The sequence below is a fragment of the Bdellovibrio sp. genome (assembly GCF_047637665.1).
Taxonomy (GTDB): Bacteria; Bdellovibrionota; Bdellovibrionia; order Bdellovibrionales; family Bdellovibrionaceae; genus Bdellovibrio.
Map to the genome: position 1 here is coordinate 12,284 of NZ_JBLJBT010000044.1, position 19,822 is coordinate 32,105.

The 19,822-nt window shown below is 47.1% G+C and carries 21 protein-coding genes; 6 read left to right on the forward strand and 15 right to left on the reverse strand.

What is annotated here, in order from left to right; genetic code table 11:
* Positions 1-54 precede the first annotated feature (54 nt).
* The 11 genes from ACM64D_RS15060 to fliL are packed head-to-tail and all read right to left on the reverse strand — an operon-like array spanning position 55 to position 9,955.
* Positions 55-885 carry a MinD/ParA family protein gene (locus tag ACM64D_RS15060; protein WP_415064054.1) on the reverse strand — a complete coding sequence of 277 codons (831 nt, stop codon included), beginning with the start codon at positions 883-885 and terminating at the stop codon, positions 55-57.
* The gene (gene flhF / locus ACM64D_RS15065) at positions 882-2,303 is read right to left on the reverse strand and encodes a flagellar biosynthesis protein FlhF (protein WP_415064055.1); all 1,422 of its coding nucleotides are present in this window, start codon (positions 2,301-2,303) and stop codon (positions 882-884) included. The genes ACM64D_RS15060 and flhF overlap by 4 nt, the downstream gene beginning before the upstream one ends.
* Positions 2,293-4,392 (reverse strand): flagellar biosynthesis protein FlhA, encoded by a 2,100-nt coding sequence (gene flhA, locus ACM64D_RS15070; RefSeq protein ID WP_415064056.1) that lies wholly within the window; start codon positions 4,390-4,392, stop codon positions 2,293-2,295. Before flhA ends, flhF begins: the two co-directional genes overlap by 11 nt.
* On the reverse strand, positions 4,392-5,453 hold the full coding sequence (gene flhB, locus ACM64D_RS15075; RefSeq protein WP_415064057.1) for a flagellar biosynthesis protein FlhB: 1,062 nt from the start codon (positions 5,451-5,453) through the stop codon (positions 4,392-4,394). The genes flhA and flhB overlap by 1 nt, the downstream gene beginning before the upstream one ends.
* A 60-nt stretch (positions 5,454-5,513) precedes the next feature.
* Positions 5,514-6,293 (reverse strand): flagellar biosynthetic protein FliR, encoded by a 780-nt coding sequence (locus ACM64D_RS15080; RefSeq protein ID WP_415064058.1) that lies wholly within the window; start codon positions 6,291-6,293, stop codon positions 5,514-5,516.
* Between the two features lie 4 nt (positions 6,294-6,297).
* Positions 6,298-6,570, reverse strand: coding sequence for a flagellar biosynthesis protein FliQ (fliQ, locus tag ACM64D_RS15085; RefSeq protein WP_415064059.1), 273 nt, complete (start codon positions 6,568-6,570; stop codon positions 6,298-6,300).
* A gap of 8 nt (positions 6,571-6,578) precedes the next feature.
* Positions 6,579-7,337 (reverse strand): flagellar type III secretion system pore protein FliP, encoded by a 759-nt coding sequence (gene fliP / locus ACM64D_RS15090; protein ID WP_415064060.1) that lies wholly within the window; start codon positions 7,335-7,337, stop codon positions 6,579-6,581.
* A complete protein-coding gene (gene fliO, locus ACM64D_RS15095; RefSeq protein WP_415064061.1) occupies positions 7,334-8,011 on the reverse strand; it encodes a flagellar biosynthetic protein FliO in 678 nt (225 codons plus the stop codon). Before fliO ends, fliP begins: the two co-directional genes overlap by 4 nt.
* A gap of 10 nt (positions 8,012-8,021) precedes the next feature.
* Complete coding sequence (gene fliN, locus ACM64D_RS15100) at positions 8,022-8,387, reverse strand: flagellar motor switch protein FliN (RefSeq protein WP_415064062.1); 366 nt, start codon at positions 8,385-8,387, stop codon at positions 8,022-8,024.
* A gap of 17 nt (positions 8,388-8,404) precedes the next feature.
* Entirely contained in the window at positions 8,405-9,409 is a 1,005-nt protein-coding gene (gene fliM, locus ACM64D_RS15105) for a flagellar motor switch protein FliM (RefSeq protein ID WP_415064063.1), read from the reverse strand.
* A gap of 9 nt (positions 9,410-9,418) precedes the next feature.
* Complete coding sequence (gene fliL / locus ACM64D_RS15110; RefSeq protein ID WP_415064064.1) at positions 9,419-9,955, reverse strand: flagellar basal body-associated protein FliL; 537 nt, start codon at positions 9,953-9,955, stop codon at positions 9,419-9,421.
* A 257-nt stretch (positions 9,956-10,212) separates the two neighbouring features.
* Here fliL and ACM64D_RS15115 point away from each other — a divergent pair, with 257 nt between their 5' ends.
* Both ACM64D_RS15115 and ACM64D_RS15120 read left to right on the forward strand, forming a co-directional pair.
* On the forward strand, positions 10,213-10,509 hold the full coding sequence (locus ACM64D_RS15115) for a hypothetical protein (RefSeq protein WP_415064065.1): 297 nt from the start codon (positions 10,213-10,215) through the stop codon (positions 10,507-10,509).
* 162 nt (positions 10,510-10,671) lie between these two features.
* Entirely contained in the window at positions 10,672-11,235 is a 564-nt protein-coding gene (locus ACM64D_RS15120; protein WP_415064066.1) for a hypothetical protein, read from the forward strand.
* Between the two features lie 63 nt (positions 11,236-11,298).
* Here the strand turns inward: ACM64D_RS15120 and ACM64D_RS15125 are convergent, their stop codons facing one another.
* Positions 11,299-12,150 carry an inositol monophosphatase family protein gene (locus ACM64D_RS15125; protein WP_415064067.1) on the reverse strand — a complete coding sequence of 284 codons (852 nt, stop codon included), beginning with the start codon at positions 12,148-12,150 and terminating at the stop codon, positions 11,299-11,301.
* Between the two features lie 164 nt (positions 12,151-12,314).
* Here ACM64D_RS15125 and ACM64D_RS15130 point away from each other — a divergent pair, with 164 nt between their 5' ends.
* Positions 12,315-13,106 (forward strand): SPOR domain-containing protein, encoded by a 792-nt coding sequence (locus ACM64D_RS15130; RefSeq protein ID WP_415064068.1) that lies wholly within the window; start codon positions 12,315-12,317, stop codon positions 13,104-13,106.
* A gap of 68 nt (positions 13,107-13,174) precedes the next feature.
* On the opposite strand, the gene ACM64D_RS15135 is transcribed toward ACM64D_RS15130, so the two are convergent.
* From ACM64D_RS15135 to ACM64D_RS15145, 3 genes are all read right to left on the reverse strand, one after another.
* Positions 13,175-14,161 (reverse strand): pectin acetylesterase-family hydrolase, encoded by a 987-nt coding sequence (locus tag ACM64D_RS15135; RefSeq protein WP_415064069.1) that lies wholly within the window; start codon positions 14,159-14,161, stop codon positions 13,175-13,177.
* 90 nt (positions 14,162-14,251) lie between these two features.
* Positions 14,252-14,824, reverse strand: a complete 573-nt coding sequence (locus ACM64D_RS15140; RefSeq protein ID WP_415064070.1) for a hypothetical protein — start codon at positions 14,822-14,824, stop codon at positions 14,252-14,254.
* Positions 14,821-16,161 carry a hypothetical protein gene (locus ACM64D_RS15145; protein ID WP_415064071.1) on the reverse strand — a complete coding sequence of 447 codons (1,341 nt, stop codon included), beginning with the start codon at positions 16,159-16,161 and terminating at the stop codon, positions 14,821-14,823. Before ACM64D_RS15145 ends, ACM64D_RS15140 begins: the two co-directional genes overlap by 4 nt.
* Before the next feature lie 172 nt (positions 16,162-16,333).
* On the opposite strand from ACM64D_RS15145, the gene ACM64D_RS15150 reads away from it, so the two are divergent.
* The 3 genes from ACM64D_RS15150 to ACM64D_RS15160 all read left to right on the forward strand — a co-directional run bounded on the left by ACM64D_RS15150 (position 16,334) and on the right by ACM64D_RS15160 (position 19,805).
* Complete coding sequence (locus tag ACM64D_RS15150; RefSeq protein ID WP_415064072.1) at positions 16,334-18,625, forward strand: ATP-dependent helicase; 2,292 nt, start codon at positions 16,334-16,336, stop codon at positions 18,623-18,625.
* 88 nt (positions 18,626-18,713) lie between these two features.
* Positions 18,714-19,205, forward strand: coding sequence for a hypothetical protein (locus ACM64D_RS15155; RefSeq protein WP_415064073.1), 492 nt, complete (start codon positions 18,714-18,716; stop codon positions 19,203-19,205).
* A 138-nt stretch (positions 19,206-19,343) separates the two neighbouring features.
* The gene (locus tag ACM64D_RS15160) at positions 19,344-19,805 is read left to right on the forward strand and encodes a hypothetical protein (protein ID WP_415064074.1); all 462 of its coding nucleotides are present in this window, start codon (positions 19,344-19,346) and stop codon (positions 19,803-19,805) included.
* Positions 19,806-19,822 lie beyond the last annotated feature (17 nt).

The window sequence follows — 19,822 nt, forward strand, 5'->3', positions numbered from 1 at the left end:
GTCTATGTTATCAAACAGGCTCGTGAGCTGAAAGTCCAATTCTCTCAGATTTTCTTATGCAAACCCAACGACCTGATCCCAGAACATCTGCATCCCACCGGTGCTTTCAATCTGTTTGGCAGACTTTTCGATCTGATGACAAATCTGACGAATCGCTTTAGACGATTCCGCCCCCACATCGTGTCTCACAATGAGACGTTGCATTTGATTTGCTTTTCGCAAAACCACGTCGTTGGGAATGGAACCCCAGTAGTCCAGACCTATGTATAGAAACTTGTTTACGACGTCATTGAATCGTTGGTAAAGCCCCAGCCCCTCTTGTTCATCCCGCACTTGATTGCAGATGATAGAGAAATGATTCACCTTGTAGTTCTTATTCAAAACTTTGATTAAAGCGTAAGCATCAGCAAAACTTGCGGGGTCTGGTGTTATGATCACAGACACGGTTTGAGCGGCCGAATTTAAGAACAGAACGTTTTCAGCGATCCCCGGTGCCGTATCAATCAGAAGATAATCAAAACCCAAGGGCAGTGAACTCACCGCCTCCACCATCGCTCTTCGCTCAAAGTGATTCATGTGGTTGAATTCAACAACTCCACTTCCGCCAGGAATAAGAAAAACATCTTTGGACACCTCCACCAAAATGTCTTTCATCTCTTTACGGCCCGCCAAAATATCGTGAATATTGCCATTGGTTTTAACACCAAAAAGAATATCCACATTGGCCATCCCAAGATCTCCGTCAAGAATGAGAACTTTCTTGCCCTTCTGTGCTAGCGTGAGAGCAAGGTTCGCAACCACGGTGGTTTTACCAACGCCTCCCTTGCCAGAGGTGATACTAATGGTTCTGGTGCGATACATATCAAAGGCATTCATATTTCTCATACAGCTTCAGAATCCTGTTGTTTGAATTTTGTAATCTTAAAAATCAGATCCAAAAGACGCTCTTTGGTTGCAAACTCAAAGTCTTCAGGCACACGTGGCCCAATGCCAAAAGAATGCAAAGGTACATCAAAACGTTTCATAAAGTTGTAGATGGTGCCGTGTTGTGTGGACTCATCTAACGAGCTAAAGACCACATCCTTATAACCCAGTACGGAGTATCGACGCCCCAGCTCTGTCGCATCCCCGTCCTTGGCATTCGTGGAAAGAACCAAGTGAATATTGGGATTCAAAGCTGCTGGCGGCAAGAGACTCTTGAGCATTTGAATTTCTTCGTTGCTCTTTAAACTCAAGCCTGTGTAATCAACAAGAACACAATCCACATTGGCAAGGTACCGCATCAAATTTGTCCAGTCGTTCTGAGAACGAATCACTGAAAAGGGAACATTTAAAATCTGAGCGTAAATCTTCATCTGATCGGCCGCGCCGACCTTGAAGGTGTCTGTGGTGAAAAGAGCGATCTTCTTTCCTTCACGAACGACCATCTGACTGGCCATCTTAATCAAAGCCGATGTTTTTCCGCTGCCGGCAGGGCCCACAAAACAATGGATCTTTCCTTGAGTGGGATTGTTGGAGACTTTTGTGGAGTCCAACACGTACCGTGCCACCCAGGCCTCTACCAAAGAACGATTCTTTAATTTCAAGGCCGGAAGAGTTTCCTGTGCCGTAGTTAGAATTTCTGCGGCGATCTCTGGAGCCATACCCGCACTGGTCAGCTTTTCAAAAACGAAACTAAGATCATAAGAAATTCCATAATCCGCGCCAGGATGTGTTCCTACAAAACTTTGCGGCATTTGCTGGAACTGAGAAATCACCTGCTTCAAGTTGGCAATTTCATTCTTGAGCGCAACAACCTCAGGGCTTTCTGTCGGAGGGCCCGCCTTCACGACAGGCGCAACCTTCTTCGGAGCGGATCTGGCAAATGTTTCTTCTTGTTCCTGAAATGCATTCAAAGCTCTTTGCGCTGCGGAACGAACTCTTTCCTCCGCAACCTGTTTTTGTCGGGAGATTTCAGCTTCATCTTCAATATCGATATAACGACGCTGTGTAATGGGCGCCGGGGCTTGCGTCTTTTGCACGTGTTTTTCCACCATCTTGTGGATCAACTCTTTTTGCTGACGAGCCGGGCTTCTTAAGAATTTTTCACGGTCTTGCTCTCGCAGTCTGGACTCTGCGAATTTCTTCTTTTGCAGTGTCTCTTCGGAAACGGCGGCTGTGATTTCCACGCTGCCTTCTCCGACAAGTCCGAAACTCTTGTTGTTGTCGCGAGCAGAAAGGATGATGGCATCGGGCCCCAACTGGGTCTTCACCATTTCCAAGGCTTCTTTCATGGTACGTGCTTCAAATTTCTTAACCTGCATGGCTCATCTCCACGAGTGCAACCGATTGAACATCTGCGTCTGACGTCAACTCGTTGTGCGAAAGCACCACAAGCTGAGGAATAAATCGGGACGTAAGTTTATATAAATGACGGCGCGAAGTCGGGCTGGTCAGCAAAATGGGCTGACTGGCCACTTCGGGATGATTTTCCACGGTCCGCGCAATTTCATTGATCAGGCGATGGGCCGTTGTCGGGTCCATCACCAACTGAACCCCTTGCTCTGTTTGCAACAAAGAGTTCGCAATCATTTCTTCAATCACAGGATGAAGTGTCATGACAGGAATATTGCCCTGTTCGGTGGTATACTTCGCAGTAATCCCTCGAGCCAAACCACGGCGAACTTGCTCAGTCAGGACTTCGATATCTTTATTGCGAGGAGCCTCATCCGCCAAAGTTTCAAAGATGGTGAGAAGATCACGAATTGAAACTTGCTCTTTCAACAAGCTTTGCAACACACGCACCACGGATCCCAATGGTAAAAGATCTGGAATAAGTTCTTCCACCACTTTAGGATGCGATTTCTTGAAGTTCTCGATAAGAGTTGAGGCCTCTTGACGGCCCAACAGCTCATGAGCGTGGGAGCGAATAATTTCAGTAAGATGTGTCGCCATGACCGTCGGAAGATCCACCACAGTGTAACCCGCAATTTCCGCATCTTCTTTACGAGATGGAGAAATCCAAAGAGCATCCAAACCAAAGGCAGGCTCTTTGGTCGCAATCCCTTCAATGCGTTCCGCCACATTACCAGGATCCATCGCGAGCATCGCCTCAGGACGAAGAACTCCACCGCCCACTCGATTTCCTTTAATGAGAACGCGATACTCGCCCGGAGCCAACTGCAAGTTATCCCGAATATGAATACTTGGAACAACGATCCCCAGATCCAGTGCAAACTGCTTACGGATGCTGACAATTCGCTCTAACAAGTCACCGCTTTGATCCGATTCAACAATGTTGATAAGACCATAACCCACCTCAAGCTCAACCATGTCCAACGGCAACATCGTTTCGATGTTCTCTTTTTTGGGTACATTGAGACTTGCTTCGGATTCTTTTTTCTCGGCTTGAGCTTTTTCATCGCGAGCTTTATTGATAACCCAAGCCGTGCCACACAAAAGACCTCCCATCAAAAGAAACGGAAGCGTCGGAAGACCCGGGACCAACCCCAACATAATCAAAACACCGCCCGAGATCATGACGGCACGAGGTTTAACAAAAAGTTGTCCCGTGACTTCCTGACCGACATCCTTATCGGAATTCGAAGTACGAGTGACGATGATACCGGCCGCCGTTGAAATCACAAGAGCGGGAATCTGAGCCAACAGACCGTCACCAATCGTCAACATGGTGTAATATTTCGCCGCCGTTCCGACATCAAGGCCCTTTTGAATAACCCCAATCGCCAAACCACCCAGAATATTAATCATGGTGATGATGATACCGGCAATGGCATCACCACGAACGAACTTGGAGGCACCATCCATCGCTCCGTAGAAATCCGCTTCGCCTTCAATTTGCTTACGGCGTTTGCGAGCTTCGGCTTCGGTAATGTGCCCTGAGTTCAATTCGGCATCAATGGACATCTGCTTACCAGGCATCGCATCCAAGGTGAAGCGGGCGGCAACCTCTGCCACGCGGCCCGAACCTTTGGTGATAACCATGAAGTTGATAACCATCAAGATAATAAACATCACAAAACCGATGACGTAGTTACCGCCGACAACGAAGTTCGCAAAAGAGGCGATAACATCACCGGCCGCTTTTTCCCCTTCATGTCCATGAGTCAAAATCAAACGTGTTGTCGCCACGTTCAAACCCAAACGGAACAACGTCGTCATCAAAAGCAACGCCGGGAATGACGTGAAATCAAGAGCGCGATCCGTATAGATGCTCACCAATAGAATCAAAACGCTGATGGCCAACGAGAAGGTTAAAGAGATATCGAGCATAAACGGAGGCAATGGGATGATCATCACCGCCAAAATTGCCAGTAATCCGAATGCAATCACAAGATCCGTATTCTTGGTGAACTTTTCGAATCTCTTTAAGAATTGAAACACCTGATCCATTATCTCTTCTTCCTACGCAAACGATAAACATACGACAACACCTCTGCCACAGCGACAAAGAGTTCCCGAGGAATAACTTGTCCAATTTTCAAAGTCTTAAAGATCGTCCGCGCCAGAGGCTTATTTTCCACAATAGGAATATTGTGCTGGCGACCGATCTCTTTAATCTTCTCGGCCACATGATCCGCGCCCATGGCGATCAACTGTGGAGCCGGAAGGTTGTCCGTGTATTTGAGTACAACAGCAATGTGAGTGGGGTTGGTGATAATCACATCCGCTTTAGGAACTTCCGCCATCATTCTCTTGCTCGCCATCTCCCTTTGGATACGACGAATGCGTGATTTGATCATGGGATCACCCTCACGCTGCTTGTGTTCCTCTTTGACCTCTTGCTTGGTCATCATCATTTTCTTTTCAAGATCCCAACGCTGATAGAAGTAGTCCGCCGCGGCAATGACGAACATGACGGCCCCAACGCCGCCAAGAAGTTTCACCACCACGGCTCCCAGATACACGATAATTTGCTCAATCGAAAAGGTGATCATGTAGGGAACTTGTTTAACTTCACCGCGCAAAAGAAAATATAGAACAAGTCCGATCGCACCCATTTTAAGAATTGATTTAATGGCTTCGACCACCGCCCGTAAGCTGAAAACCCGCTTAAACCCTTCGACGGGATTGAGCTTTTCAAAATTAGGCTCCAAAGCGTCTTCCACCTGGAGGAATCCTACCTGCATCAAAGACGAAGCAGCCCCGAGAAGCCCCGCAATTCCCATGACTGGTGTAATTAGAATAAGAGCTTTTTCAGCACAAAAACGAAGAGCCTCCGTGAAGTTTCCCTCACGCACAAGCACCACCATATCTTGTCCAAAAGAGTATTGAAAAACTTCGAAGATATTTTTGAAGAAAAAACGACCCAAAGCATACACGCCACCCGCCGCGGCCAATAACAATATTGCCGACGCGAGTTCTTTTGTATGTGCAACGTTCCCTTTTTTACGAAACTCTTCCCGTCTCGCATCCGTTGCCTGTTCGGTCTTTTCGCCGTTTTCCTCAGCCATTGAGTTCCTTCCTAGAACTTAAAAGCAACCAACCCCGACACTGCCAGGGTACAGACCTATCTATAAGTGTTTCATCACCGCAAACAGTTTGGTAGCAGTGATTTCAACTAGACCATTCATTTCCAGCACCAGAAGCGGAAGACAGAGGAATACCACTGTCATTCCCAACATAATTGTGACCGGCATACTCGTCACCAGGACGTTGATCTGGGGCACAGCTCTTCCCAAAATGCCCATAGCCAGATTCACCAATAAAATCGCCACTAAAACTGGCGCACACATCTTAATGGCCATGATCATCACACTTTGGCCGTAAACCGCCATTTCAGCGAAAGGTCCCACATTCAAAGTCATGGAACTTACAGGCACAAGTTCATAACTTTGCGCTATTGCACTGAGGAGCATGTGGTGCCCATTGATCGCCAGGAAAACCAATGTTCCGATTGTAGAATAGAATTGATCAATCGTATTTCCGTGGCTTCCTAACATCGGATTGTAAAGCTGAGAAGCACTCAAACCGACCGAGATTGACACCAAATCCCCTGTCATTGTGACCACAAAGAAGAACAAGCGGGTTAAAAATCCCAAGGACAATCCTACAATCAATTCTCGGACCGCTAAGCCGATGATTTCATTAGAAATTAGTTGGTAGTCGACACTGCCAACTTTCACCACAGGAAACAGCACCACACTGAGAACCAAAGACAATAAAACCTTTACAGGGGTATTGATTGTCGGAGATCCAAAGACTGCGGAGGACACGACAAAGGCAATCATGCGCAGAAAGATCAACGCAAAAAGAAGAATCTGTGCCTCTGTCATTGAGCTCCAGTTAATCACGCCTTTATTCCCTCACCATCACCGCAATATTTTCAAAAAGATTCACGGTATAAGTACTCATCACATCCATCATCCACGGGCCCGCGAGCACAAAGACCAGAGCCACCACGATCATCTTGGGAATAAATGTCAGAGTCGCCTCATTGATTTGAGTCAGGGCCTGAAAAATACTGACGGCCAAACCCACTACCAACGTGCTCACCAAGAGAGGTGCTGCCAGCATCGCCGTGGTTCTTAAAGCATCTTGTCCAAGTCGAATTACTAATTCTTCTGTCATCTTTCACCTCACCCAAAACTCTTGACCATAGAACCGATGAGAAGACCCCATCCATCCACCAAGACAAAGAGCATGATCTTAAAGGGTAACGAAATAACTACAGGGGGAAGCATCATCATCCCCATCGCCATCAAAACACTGGCCGCGACAATGTCGATCACCAGAAAAGGCAGGAAGATAATAAAGCCAATTTGAAAAGCGGTTTTAAGTTCAGACACCACAAAGGCCGGAACTAAAACCATCGTGGGCACATCGGCGCGCGTTTTAGGTTTATCTACTTTTGAGAGTTTAATAAAAAGCGCTAAATCCGAATCCCGAGTCTGACTGAACATGAATTTACGAAGCGGAGCCAATGTGTTTTCAATCGCCGCGTCCTGAGAGATTTTTCCCGCCATATAGGGTTGAATCCCATTCTTGTTCATTTCATTAAAAGCCGGTTGCATTACAAAAAAGGTGAGGAATAACGCCAAACCAACCAACAGTTGGTTGGGAGGCATTTGCTGCACACCCATGGCCTGTCTTAAAAACGAGAACACAATAATAATACGAGTAAAGCCTGTCATCATGATCAGAATCGCCGGTGCCAAAGTCAGCACCGTCATGATCAAGATCAACTTCACGGCATTCACAACTTCGTTGGGATTGTCCGTGGTTTTAAAGCCAAGATTCACGGTTGGCAAAGTCACTTGCGCAAACGCACTGGAACTTATCAAAAGTATCAGAGGCAATAAAAGAAGACTGCAAAGAGTCCAGTTTGTCTTTCTCACTGAAGAGACCTCATCCCTTTAAGACGTTTAGAAACAATATCTTTAATGCCACTGATGGCGAACTCTTCGTCAGAATCCAATTCTCGAGCCGCTTTTTTACGTGGAGCTGGCACGTCTTCTTCGTCGTTCCCTGAAAAGTCCGCCTTGGTGCCTAGGCCCCCTAGAACATTTCCGAAATTTTGAGGTGCCTCTTCAGGCACTTCATCATCCAAAAGCGACAAGGCTTTGATCATTGTGATGTTATGGTCGGTCACACCAATCAAAATGGACTCTCCGGCCACACGAACAATAGCCAAACTCTTTTTAGGTCCCAAATAGTGTTGTTGAAGAACCTTGATTTGGGTTTGATGTTTGGAAGCTTTCGGAATGGAATACTTACGGAGGAAGAAGTAAGCCCCAGTTCCAACAAGTCCCAAAATCGACAAGGTGAAAAGAATACGGAAAACACCACTGCCTTCGGCGGCGGCCTTCTTATTCGCATCTAGATTCAGAGGAATCTCAGACTCTTTGCGAGTGTCTACTTTGCTTTTCTCGGCCACGACTCCTTCGGAGCTGACCGCCGGCACTCCTTCCGCGACAATGCTGTCCGCATTTGTCGCAGGAGCGACTGCCGTTTCCTCAGCCGCTTGGGCAGAGACTGAAACCACAAAGATGAGAGAAAGCAACCAACGCATCTTAAACCTCTTATCTGAGCTGTTCTACGCGCTCAGCTGGAGAAATAATATCTGTCAAACGCACACCGAACTTTTCATTGACCACGACGGCTTCTCCGCGGGCGATCAATTTATCATTCACATAAACTTCCATGGGCTCACCGGCCAACTTGTTGAGCTCGATGACGCTGCCTTGAGTGAGATTCAAAAGCTCGCTCACGGGCATCTTCGTGCGACCCAACTCCACAGAAACTTTCAGTGGGATGTCTAAAATTAAATTCAAGTTTCTATCATGCTGACTTGGCGTCTCTACGGCTTTCTTACTTCCTTCCGCAACCATCCCCGCCGCTTCCGCCACGAGTTGGTCTGCCAAGTTGTCCAAATTATCGTCAGTCATTCATCCCCCTACTTTTGCTACTTCTGCACCGGTCGAGTCACTTGGACCGCCACAGTTCCATGATGTATTCCGTAATAACCTTTAAATTTCTTAACACCCTCAACATTGACGTCAAATTCTCCAGAGGCGTCTTGATCCAACGGAATCACGTCACCTACTTTGAGATTCATCATGTCTTTGAGTTTTATTTCGGTCTCGCCTAAGTTCACTTTGATTTCCATATCAGTTTCAAGAAGTTGTTCTTGAATAATAGAAGTCCAAAGTTTTTTATCCGTCTGATCGGATTCCACCTGGAAACCCGTTGAAAGTTTTTGTTTGATCGGCTCGATAGTCGCATAGGGAATTACGATGGAAATCGTGCCCGTCGCATTTTCAAGCTCCACGTCAAATGTCGACGCAATGACCACGTCTGTCGGAGGCACAATCCCCACGAATTGAGGATTCACTTCGGTACGCACAAAAGAACAACCGATTTTCTCAATGGAAGCCCAGGCCATCTCCAAATCATTAATGGCAAGTCCCACAACCTTTTGTACGATCGAAAGCTCAATCGGTGTAAAGTCTTTCCCGTCAATTTTAGTATAAGGGCGATCCGCACCACCAAAAAAGCTATCTACCAACGCATAAGCCAATTTACTTTCAATAACGAACAAAGCCGAACCACGTAAGTTCCCGAAACGAAGAACACTCATGCACGTCGGCATTGGCAATGTATTGATGAACTCGCCAAATTTCAAAAATTCAGTCGAGGTCAAGGTGATCGAGGCAATTTTACGAAGTGCCGAAGACAATGAAACACGGAAAGCTCGCATGAACTTCTCGTAGATCACTTCTAACTGAGGAAGACGTCCCCGGATGATTCTGTCTTGACTGGTCAGATCGTAAGAAACAATCTTACGCTCGTCCACTTTCCCCACAGAGGCCGTCGCCTCGGGCTTGCTTGTCTCCGACGTTGCCACATCCCCATCGGAGACCGCAGCTAACAGAGCATCCACTTCACTTTGCGAAAGAACCTGATTCATAGTCCTGCCTTAGTTATAGATAAACTCTGTGAAGAACACGTTCGAGATCTTTCCCTGAACCAGGAAAGAGTTGATCGTGTCCTTGATTTCGTTTCTTAAACTATCTTTACCTTCACGAGATGAAACATCTGCGTAGGTCTTGGAAGAAAGAATAATAATAATGATGTCACGGATTTGCGCTTTACGCTTTTCGATCTCTTCAAGAACATGGTCGCCTTTAACTTCCAACTCCATGTTAACTTTCGCAACCTGACGCCCCTTCGAGCCTGCCAAATTCACAATAAAAGTTTCAAGAGGCACCACTTTCCCAACGACCTCTTTTTCTTCCGTCGCTTCTTTATGTTGTGCTTCGGCCTCGCCCTTAATGACGTGCTCAATTTTAGGTTCTGCCGCATCTTTTTTGCGTCCTTGATAGAGCATAAAGCCTACGCCGGCCACGACGAGCATATTGATGACCGCCAACGCAATTAATAGTATAGGCTTTTGTCCAGATCCCCCGCTCGGAGCTGATGACACTTCCGCTGCTGCCGCTTTTTCTTCAGCCACTTCATCCTCCATGATGAACGACCACAGAGTGGTCCTTACAAGATTGAAAGCAACTCGGATGCCAACAAGACTCTGGTCCTGCCGAATAAACTGCGGTCCAACATATTTGATTTCAGGCAAATTTTGCCTGTGGGGAAAATGTTTCCTGGGTAAAACTTCTCTGACAGGAGTCAAAGTTTTGGCGCGAAGATTTGACTCTCCCTGCAAAGAAGCGCCTCCTAAAGAGGCAGATCAACAAGCCAAAATGGAGGTTCTTTATGGATAAAGATATGATCCAAGGAAAACTCACTGAACTCTCAGGAGCCCTTAAACAGAATTTCGGCAATTTAAACTTAAGTGAGGACGAGCTAAAAAAAGCCATGACCAGTCCTGATGAGTTCGTCTCTTTAGTTTCTCAAAAAACGGGCCTCCCTAAAGAGGAGACCAGCAAAAAAGTTCATCAGGTGATGGATACGCTCCATATCGACGATGCCATGGCGAAGGGATTTATGGCTAAGATTGGAGACAAAGTTGAAAGCAAGTTTGAACAAATCAAAAACAAATTTAGTCACTAACCCCGGCGGGGGCTGAAAATGCCCCCTTCCGGCCTCTGACTAATATCTAAACAGCTCCCCATCACGATTTCTACGCCCTCGAGGACTATATGAGTTTACACAGAGCCGCCTCTCGGCGCGGGTCTTGCTCATAGAGGGAAAAAACTAAAATGGGAGCCCTGAATGAAATCAAAACTGTTTCTCTCTTTCCTTGCCACTGCGACCTTGGGAGCCTTCGCTCAAAATGCCATGGCCGACTCCAAAGCCAAAGTTTTCAAAACCTTTGACGGTGCCGCTGTCCATTGCAATGGCTCCTATAAATCCGAAAATCTGCCAGGATCCAAGAATGTTCTGGTCGAACTTGTCGGCGAAAAGGCCTCGGTATTGAGCCATGAAGCCGCTCTTAAAGTCACCTTGGTGAAATGCCAGGGATCACAATGGCGCCTCGATCAAACTCCGACCTTAGAAACCTACACGGCTCCGAATGGCGCGAACGTAGAGGTTCAATACTCTGACTTCGAGGTCCTTCTTGTGAATAAAGATTTTAAAGTCATTTCCCAGCAAACGCTAACAAGTCTGGGAGCGGCAGGGACCGAGCAGATCTCAACACTTCTAAATAAGAACACGGAGAACCCTCAAGATCTTGAGGTGATCGTACGCGCTATGAAGTCTGTTAAATCTTCTGATGGATTTACATCCAAAGGATTGGAAAACTTCGGCAGCTTCCGTCTTCGCATCGATAAATAGTTCTGATTTTTCCTTGATGCAGGCCCAAGGCAGTTTTGCGTTGGGCTTGTCTTTTTTTAAGAGCTACTGGGTCTCGGCACTTAAATGATTCTGCAAGACTTTTTGAAGTTCCCGCACAACTTCCGCATTACCGGCAACAATCGAGTTTTTGTAAGGATGGTATTTATCTCCGCGGTAAGTTTCCACCACTCCACCGGCTTCCCGCACTAGCAAAATTCCTGCGGCCGCGTCCCAGGGCTGAATATTTCTTTCCCAATAACCATCGAAAACACCTCTTGCGACTTGAGTCAGATCGTAAGCGGCGGCTCCGGGTCTGCGCACGCCTCGACACTTGCGCACCATTTCGTCGAATACTTTCAGTTGCTCCGCGATCACATGCTCATGCTCTGCCACGAATCCTGTCGCCAAAAGAGCCTTCTTCAACTCTGTGGTTTTGCTAACACGCAAGGGTCGACCATTTACAAAAGCCCCCTGACCACGAATGGCCGTGTAGGTCTCTTTGAGAATAGGAACATCAATCACCGCCAACTGAATCTCTCCATTCATTTCCAAGGCAAGACTGATACAAAAAATCGGAAAGCGATGGATATAGTTGGTTGTTCCATCCAAAGGATCCAAAATCCACCGCCCCTCTTCCCCTGCTGGCTCTGCCTGGACCTTGGCCCCAGGAGCATGTTTGGCAGCGAAGGTTTCCTCACCCAATAATTCGATGGATGGAAAATTTTTCTTAAGATGCTCCGCGATGACTCTTTCAGATTCTTTATCTGCCTCACTGACCAGTCCCGCCTGAAACTTCTCCTCAATATGTTCTAAGTTACCGAAATAATTAAGAAGGACCTCGCGCCCCAAGCTCACGGCTTTGATGGCCTGACCTAAGACCAGCTTCCAATCCATTGATTTTACGCCATTTTCCATGCTTTTCCTTTTGAGACAGGACTCTCAGATGATTGACCAGTTCCAAGACTTAAAGCTAACATGATTGAAGGGTCAAAGGAAGGACCTTAAACTTAAGAGCTGCTTCCGAAATCTCGGAGGGCAGACAACTCAAGTGAGTTTAAACAATTATGAGGATTGAAAAAATGAGTTCTAAAACGGATGCCGTTGTCAAACTAGCGATAGTTTTCTTTATTTCTTTGCTTTCATTTTCTATCGGCACTTTTGTCGGCAAAAAATACAGTGACAATCAACATCAGCTGGCGGCCCTTGAGCCTCAAAAAAATACTCACGGTGCAGACCGCGAGGTTGCGTCTGTCCCAGCAGCCGAAGGCGAACATAAAGCTGGCGCGATGACCGACGAAGAAATCGCTAAGCTGGCAGAAGAGTTTGTGGCCGATGAAACGGTTCCCGCAAACACCGAAGAACAGCATGGCGAAACTGCGGCGTCTGAAGAGTCCACTCCTCACGGCGAGGTTGCTGAGGCTAAAACAAAAATCGAGACAAAAGCTGACATCCACAAACCAACTCCCGCCAAAGACAAGTCAGCTCCTGTGACAAAAAACGAAGAGCCTCTTTCTGCTGCGAAGAATATTGCTGCTGGAAAAACTCCTACTCCTCCTGTGGCTACAAAAACCGTCGCCAAAGAAGAGCGCGTACCGTCTTCTTTACCTAAAGATGTCGCTCAATTCACAGTAGGAAAGTTCACTGTACAAGTTGCTTCTTACGCTGACGAAGGCGAAGCTCAAAAAATGGCTTCTGATCTTAAAGGAAAAGGCTACAGTGCTTTCTACGTTCCTGCGAACATCAAAGGAAAAACTTGGTACCGCGTCAGTGTCGGTCAATTTGCGACACAAAAAGAAGCCCAAACATATCGCACAGAATTTTTGGGTAAGACAAAAATTGAATCAGCGATCGTTCAAAAGATCACTGAGTAGTCTTAAGACAGAACATTTTTCACATCCGAAAAACCCCACCTAAAAGCGTGGGGTTTTTTATTTCCCCTTCACATTCCATAAACACGAACGGCAAAAGACCAGGCCGGTTCACCTTTTACATCTCGATACGAGGCCGTCTGATCCCGCAATAAGAAGGTGTGATTCGTGGTCTCCGCAATCCACACCCTGACATTGGGATACATTTTTGCAATGGCAGGGATTCCTTGAGGGCCCAAGACGAGGGCGCGATGGGCTTCCGGGCTGATATTCCCGAAAACAATCGACATCACCATATCTTTCGTCGCCTGCAAAATTCCAACATCCCAATCGCTGAGCTTCATAAAGACTGGCCCCATGTGCGGAGCCAAAAAACCGTCATCCAGAGAATACCAAAGATCAATCTTGGCAAAGTTCATTTGATAATCACGATTGAGTTCCGCGGAAAACTTACGCCAAAAGTTCTTACCGAAATGAAGGCCCGGACTATCCGCAATCAAGGTTTTATGGGTCGTGGGATTCAAATAAGATTCAATGGTTCGACTATGCACCAAAGCTCCGATAGCGCCAGCGGAAGCTCCCCAAACTGTAAGGTCTTTTATCTGTTGAAAATTTAAGATGTTCTGCTGATGGAGATACTCCAAGGCCCTCGCCACATTGTTATAACCTTCATGGTAAAGCAACACTTGGGGCTTGTAAGACGTCACATGCATTCCCGCGTGAACATCCCCCGTACAATAAGGAAAGTACAAGGCTGTGTGGTAACTCCAGGGATTCCCGGCGCCTTCCTTGGCGACAACGCTGGTCTCTGGCGCACTCGTCAGAGGTTGAAGGCTGGCAAGAGGACTATTGCCATAACAAGTCCCTTCAGACCAACAAGCTCCGCCGCTCATAAATTCGATGAGCAGTCTGTCTGTTTGTTTGCGATCTAAAAAGACACTGTAAGGTTGGCCGTTTCCACAGACGGCTCCTGGAATTTCAATTTTCTCCCAGCTTCTGGCTTCTGCCAGGACTCCCCAAAAACAAACGACTATCAAAATAGTTTTGAGTGTTTTCATGTCCCCATTTTAGCGAGAGTCCGATGAGAGAAAATATGTTCTTTGATGACACATGACCAGAGTCGATCCAAAGTCCGGTGAGAAATAGCATTAAAGAGGAGCCTGAATTCCTAAGCGTAGCAGCGCGCTCCACACTGGATTGGGATCAAAGTCAGAGGCCAGCAGCCCGCGTCCCTCTGCACCGAACACAAAACCAAAATGAGGGTTCATAAGAATGGAAAACTCGGCACCCACAACAAATCCCGACATGAACTTTGTCGGAGTTTTATCCGTGCGCGAAACTCCCATAAGAGTCGTCACCACTTGCTCCTCGTAGGCCCCAGCCCCGGCCCCTGCAAAGAGCGTCGTCGTACTGAGGCTTTGTTTGTCGATGCGATTCAAAAAGTGATAACGGAACCAAACCACCACATCCTGGTGAGTGCGATCAAGGGACGAAGTCGCATTCCCGGTGTCCTCTTCAAAGCGCGCATATTCCGCCAGAATGCTGAACTTTTCTTTTTGATATCCCAAGGCGATATTCAAAGGTCTGCGATCCATCATCTCTTGGGAGTTGGCGCGTTCAAAACGCATCTCGGGATTCAATAAGTAGGCTCGCAATGAGGAGGTTTGAGCCCACCCGACGGCAGAAAATAGAAATGTCAGAACAAAAAGACGGTACTTCATTTTGAGGAACTTTCACCGGCTGGCGGTGTCGTCCCTTCGACGGTCGCCTCAATACTCCATCCCGAATCCTTCTTGCAAGAATACTTCACCGTGGAATCTGACTTGGAATTATTTAAGACCTCGGAAAAGAATTGGCACTCTTCCTCTTTCATATCTTGAGTGACCTGCATCTTCGCGATGACGGCATTTACAAAGTCAGTCGAAGCATAATACTTATTCCCTACCGCCAAAAAGTCCTCTTTAAGCTGCGGCAACACTTTCACGATGATTTTTGCGGTATCTTTACGCGCTTGCAAAGCCTCCACGCCATGCGCTTTTGCATAGATGTCGGTGTATCTTTTAAGCACTCGAGAAAATTGTGTCCCCAAGGAATAGGCATAACCCGTCACATAGTCGACGAAACGCTGCTTATTTCCCGTTGAATAATAAACTTTGAGCGCTCGTTTAATCACGTCTTCTGATGGCAACGAATTGACGGAGCTTTCATCCTTCACTTTCAAGGAGCGGAAAGATTTCTCGCTGGGCAAAGACTGCGCGATAAAATCAGGATCGCCGGTGTACATCCAACCCCAGAAATCCGCCAACCCCTCATTCAGGCCTCGAGTGAACGCCAAATGATAATAGAAGTGCATTTGTTCATCGGTAAGCTCTGCTTCGGTCGCAACGGGAAGAAGTTTTCTTTCCCGAGCACTGAGATCTTCCATCAAGATTCTATTTAAGAAATCTTTGCGACTATGAACCTCGGCCGTTCCATCGTTTAAAACTGTTTTGTAAAACAAAGAGTGAAAGTGTTCATGCGCCAAAATCCCACCGTTGATGGCAATAGGAAGTCCGTCTTGAGTGTAAGGCACAAATAACATGGAGTCCGTGGCGCCATCGTAGAAGGCATTGTTATTCACTCCGCCCTTGGCTCTCACCGCCACTCCCACGTCTCGAGGCCAGGAGTTAATGCCGCCAGCCCCCAGCTCTTCATCTAAAAGAGCCAACTTCTGCATGTGGGCATAGAGAGTCACAAGTTGCTGGGTCATTTCGTTGCCAGGAATGTAATCACCATCTGAATTACGAATAAAACGAGTTTTCGGAGCTGAGCCTTCAAGGTGGTTATTCACAATTCGTGGGCTCATAAAAAAGCGCACGAACTTTCCTGTCATGGTTTGCAGATCTTCAATCCCCTTCAACTCAAAAATATCCAAGGAATAACTGCCTTTGGAATTACTCAACGGAGCCAAAACACGCACCGAACCCGCTTCTTGGGCCGCATCAGGGGACGGCGAGCAAGCACCGACCAGTCCTGAGATTAAAATTGCTGCTGTGATCCGGCTAAAAACGCACTTCACAAAGTCCTTCCTAAGCACTATAAACGGAGGATCCCTCTCGCCTATTGACTTATTGCGTTATAGTTGTAGTCGGAATGGGCGAAAAACTCAATGAAAACTTGAGGATAGACAAACTTTGTCAGTTCCACTAAAGTTTAGACAGGCGAGACTCAACTCGCGATCGGACGAGCCCATGGATGTTCTTGATTTTGTTACCAAAAATCTAAACCCCTCGCAAAAAGATGCGGTAGAGACCCTCGAGGGACCCCTGCTTATTCTGGCGGGAGCGGGTTCTGGGAAGACTCGGGTTCTCACCCATCGCATGGCCAATATCATCGGCCAAGGGGTGGCCGCCCCCGATGAAATCCTGTGCGTGACCTTTACCAACAAGGCCGCCAAAGAAATGGAACATCGGATTTACAAGATTTTGGCCGACATGGGAGCCAAGATTCACACCCAGCTTTGGATTAACACTTTCCACAGCTTCTGCGTTCGGGTTCTGCGCCAACATATCACTTTATTGGATTACAAACCGTTCTTTGGAATCTATGATTCTTCGGACCAACTTAGTCAGATTAAGAAGGTCATGACGGCCTTGGATATCAACGACAAGATGTATCCCGCTAAAAGCTTTCAAAGCCGCATCAGCCAGGCCAAGATGCTAGGACTCACCCCGGAAGGGCTTGAGAAAAACTCTCGCCGCTTAATGGATGCCAAAACAGTCGAGGTTTACAAGGCCTACGAAAAAGAGATGAAGAAGGCGAACAGTCTGGACTTCGATGATCTTCTTATGAAGACCTATGAGCTCTTCCGCATGTATCCCGACATTCTGAAAATGTACCAAGAAAAGTTTCGCTTCATTATGGTAGACGAATACCAAGATACGAATCACATTCAGTACCTTCTGGTGCAGATGTTAGCCAAAGCTCATCGCAATTTGTGTGTGGTCGGGGATGAGGATCAGTCGATCTACAGCTGGCGTGGCGCTGACATTAAAAATATTTTGGATTTTGAAAAAGACTTTCCCGAAGCCAAAGTCGTGAAGCTTGAAGAGAACTACCGGTCCACCGCAAACATCGTCAATGCCGCGACCGCCGTGATCAAAAACAACTCACAACGTAAAGACAAAACTCTATTCACTTCGAACAATCCCGGGGATCTGATCCAGGTGCGCGAAGAAAAGAACGAGTATGACGAAGCTCGCTTCGTCGCTAAAACGATCCAGACCATGATTAATGAAGGCGAAGGCTCCTACAATGACTACGCCATTTTCTATCGCACCAATGCGCAGTCACGGGTTTTGGAGGAACAACTTCGCACGATCGCAATCCCCTATCGCTTAGTGGGCGGCGTTCGTTTCTATGAGCGCATGGAAATCAAAGATATGATTTCTTACATGAAGCTCTCGATCAATCCGGCCGATGATATTGCGTTGAAGCGTATTATCAATGTTCCAGCACGAGGCATTGGCAAAACCACCGTCGAGAAGATTGAGGAGTATGCCGCCCAAAATAATCTCAGCATGTTTGTTGCGGCGGAAAAAGCCTGTGAGGCGCGACTCTTCAATGCGGGGACGACAGGCAAGATCCGTCGTTTTGTCGACTTAATGAAGGAACTTCAAGGGCACGCCGTCGATTTCAAATTGGTTGAGTTTTACGGCATTGTCCTGGATCGCACCGAATACCTCATGGCTCTGAAAAAAGATGAATCGCCTGAGGCGCAAGCGCGCATCGAGAACTTAGAGGAACTTGACAACGCCATTGCTCAGTTCGCCAAAGAGCGCGGCGAAGAAGCCACTCTCACCAGCTTCTTGGAAGAGATGGCTTTGGTGAGTGATGTCGATTCTCTGGATCAAGAACAGAACTCGGTGACGATGATGACCTTGCATATCTCTAAGGGTTTGGAATATCCCTATGTCTTTGTCGTCGGACTAGAAGAAAATCTTTTCCCCAGCAGTCGAAGCCTTGATGCAGATGGGGAAGAGGACGTGGAAGAAGAGCGACGTCTTGCTTATGTCGGCATGACACGAGCTCGTCAGAAATTATGGCTCACTTATGCAAAAATGCGCCGCGTGTGGGGGCAAGAGCAATTCAATCCCCCGTCCCGTTTTATCAAAGAGATCCCGCAAAATTTCATTGAATTTAAAACAGCCGCAGAGGGCCCTCGCTTCGTTTCAAGATATGGCTCAAGCTCTTATGACTCCGACAGCGAATTGGGAAGTCCTCGCTGGGGCTCCGCCTCATCGGATCGCAACAAAGCTCGCCGTGAAAGCTTTGATGACAGCCAAAGCTTCCCTGACTATGAAAATGAAGGTTCCACCCAGGCTCCATACACCAAGGGAATGCGGGTGCGCCATCCCACGTTTGGCGCGGGAACGATCTATGCGACCGAGGGCGCAGGAGAGAACTTCAAAGTCAGCGTGATGTTCACTGACAACACGGTGAAGAAGTTCGTTGTCAAATACGCGCGCCTAGAGCGAATCTAAACGATTTTATATTGGGCGCAAAATTCATTTTTCCTTGCCAAATCACGGATTCCCGTCAAAAACTTTGTTCGTTGAAATAGGAGGTTCTGTGAAAAAACTATTAGTGGTTCTATGTGTATTAGCTTCTTCGACTTCATTTGCGGCAAGAAATGTCGCGGCTTACAACGACAAGTCGGCAAGCATCAGCCTTGGCATGTCCAGCTCTGCATTGAATGTAGGCGGCAGAATGGAGCTTGAAAACACGCAAGCGGCCTTGGGAGGCTACTTGTTCTTACAAACCGAGAAAAAAGACGCTGGCGTTCCTCAAGTATTGAGCTTCGGCGCTCACTCTTTGATCAAGTTGGTGGACACGTCTTCTGTCAATGCTTACCTTGCTCCTGGATTTGGTATCTCCATGATCAAAATGGAAGGCTCTGACGATGTCACGGCCGTGGGCCCCAGCTTCCGTTACGGAGCTCAAATGAAACTTAGAACGAACGGTGCCATCGGCGTCGAGCGCCTTGAGGTATGGAACTGGTTTGACAGCAAGTCTGCCTCAAACGCAGCCTTCACTTCAGTTGTCTACTCGTTCTCGTTCTAATTCTTTTTCTTAGTTCGCCTAAGGATAAAAAGGCCCAGGAATCCCTGGGCCTTTTCTTTTGAAATCCAGACCTGCACAAAGTCTTGTTAAAACAGCCGTTCATTGCCGCACTTGGAGGCTCTTGTTAGCCTTTTTAGTATGACAACTTTTGCCAAAACACTTCTTGGGTTTCTTTTCGCATTTTCGAGTCTCAGCACTGCAGCCCCCGTTGGCTTTTCCAAAGTGGGAAACAAAGCTATTGCGGAGGAGAATGTTGTCTTCAAATATCAGTCCAGCGATGGCACGATCGAGCTTCAATGCACTCACGTTTTTGATAAGCCGGAGCTTTCAGATTGGGACGTCTGGTGCGGCAAGGGCACCAAATGGCTTCGTCAATTTCGGGTTCATTTTCTAGTTCGCCACTACGAGAATCGCGGTGCCCAGCGCTCGGCCTTTGAAGTCCTATATTGGGTGATTGATCGCAATCAGCCGATGTCCAAGGCGTTTTCTTCCACCAGCTCTTGGGTTCAATTCAAAAATCTTTCGACTCTTGAATCGATGTCTTTCAGTCAGGGTGTTGAAAATGATTATGCTTATTTGACCGTCGAACTGAAGCCATAAAAAAGAGGATGGTCGGA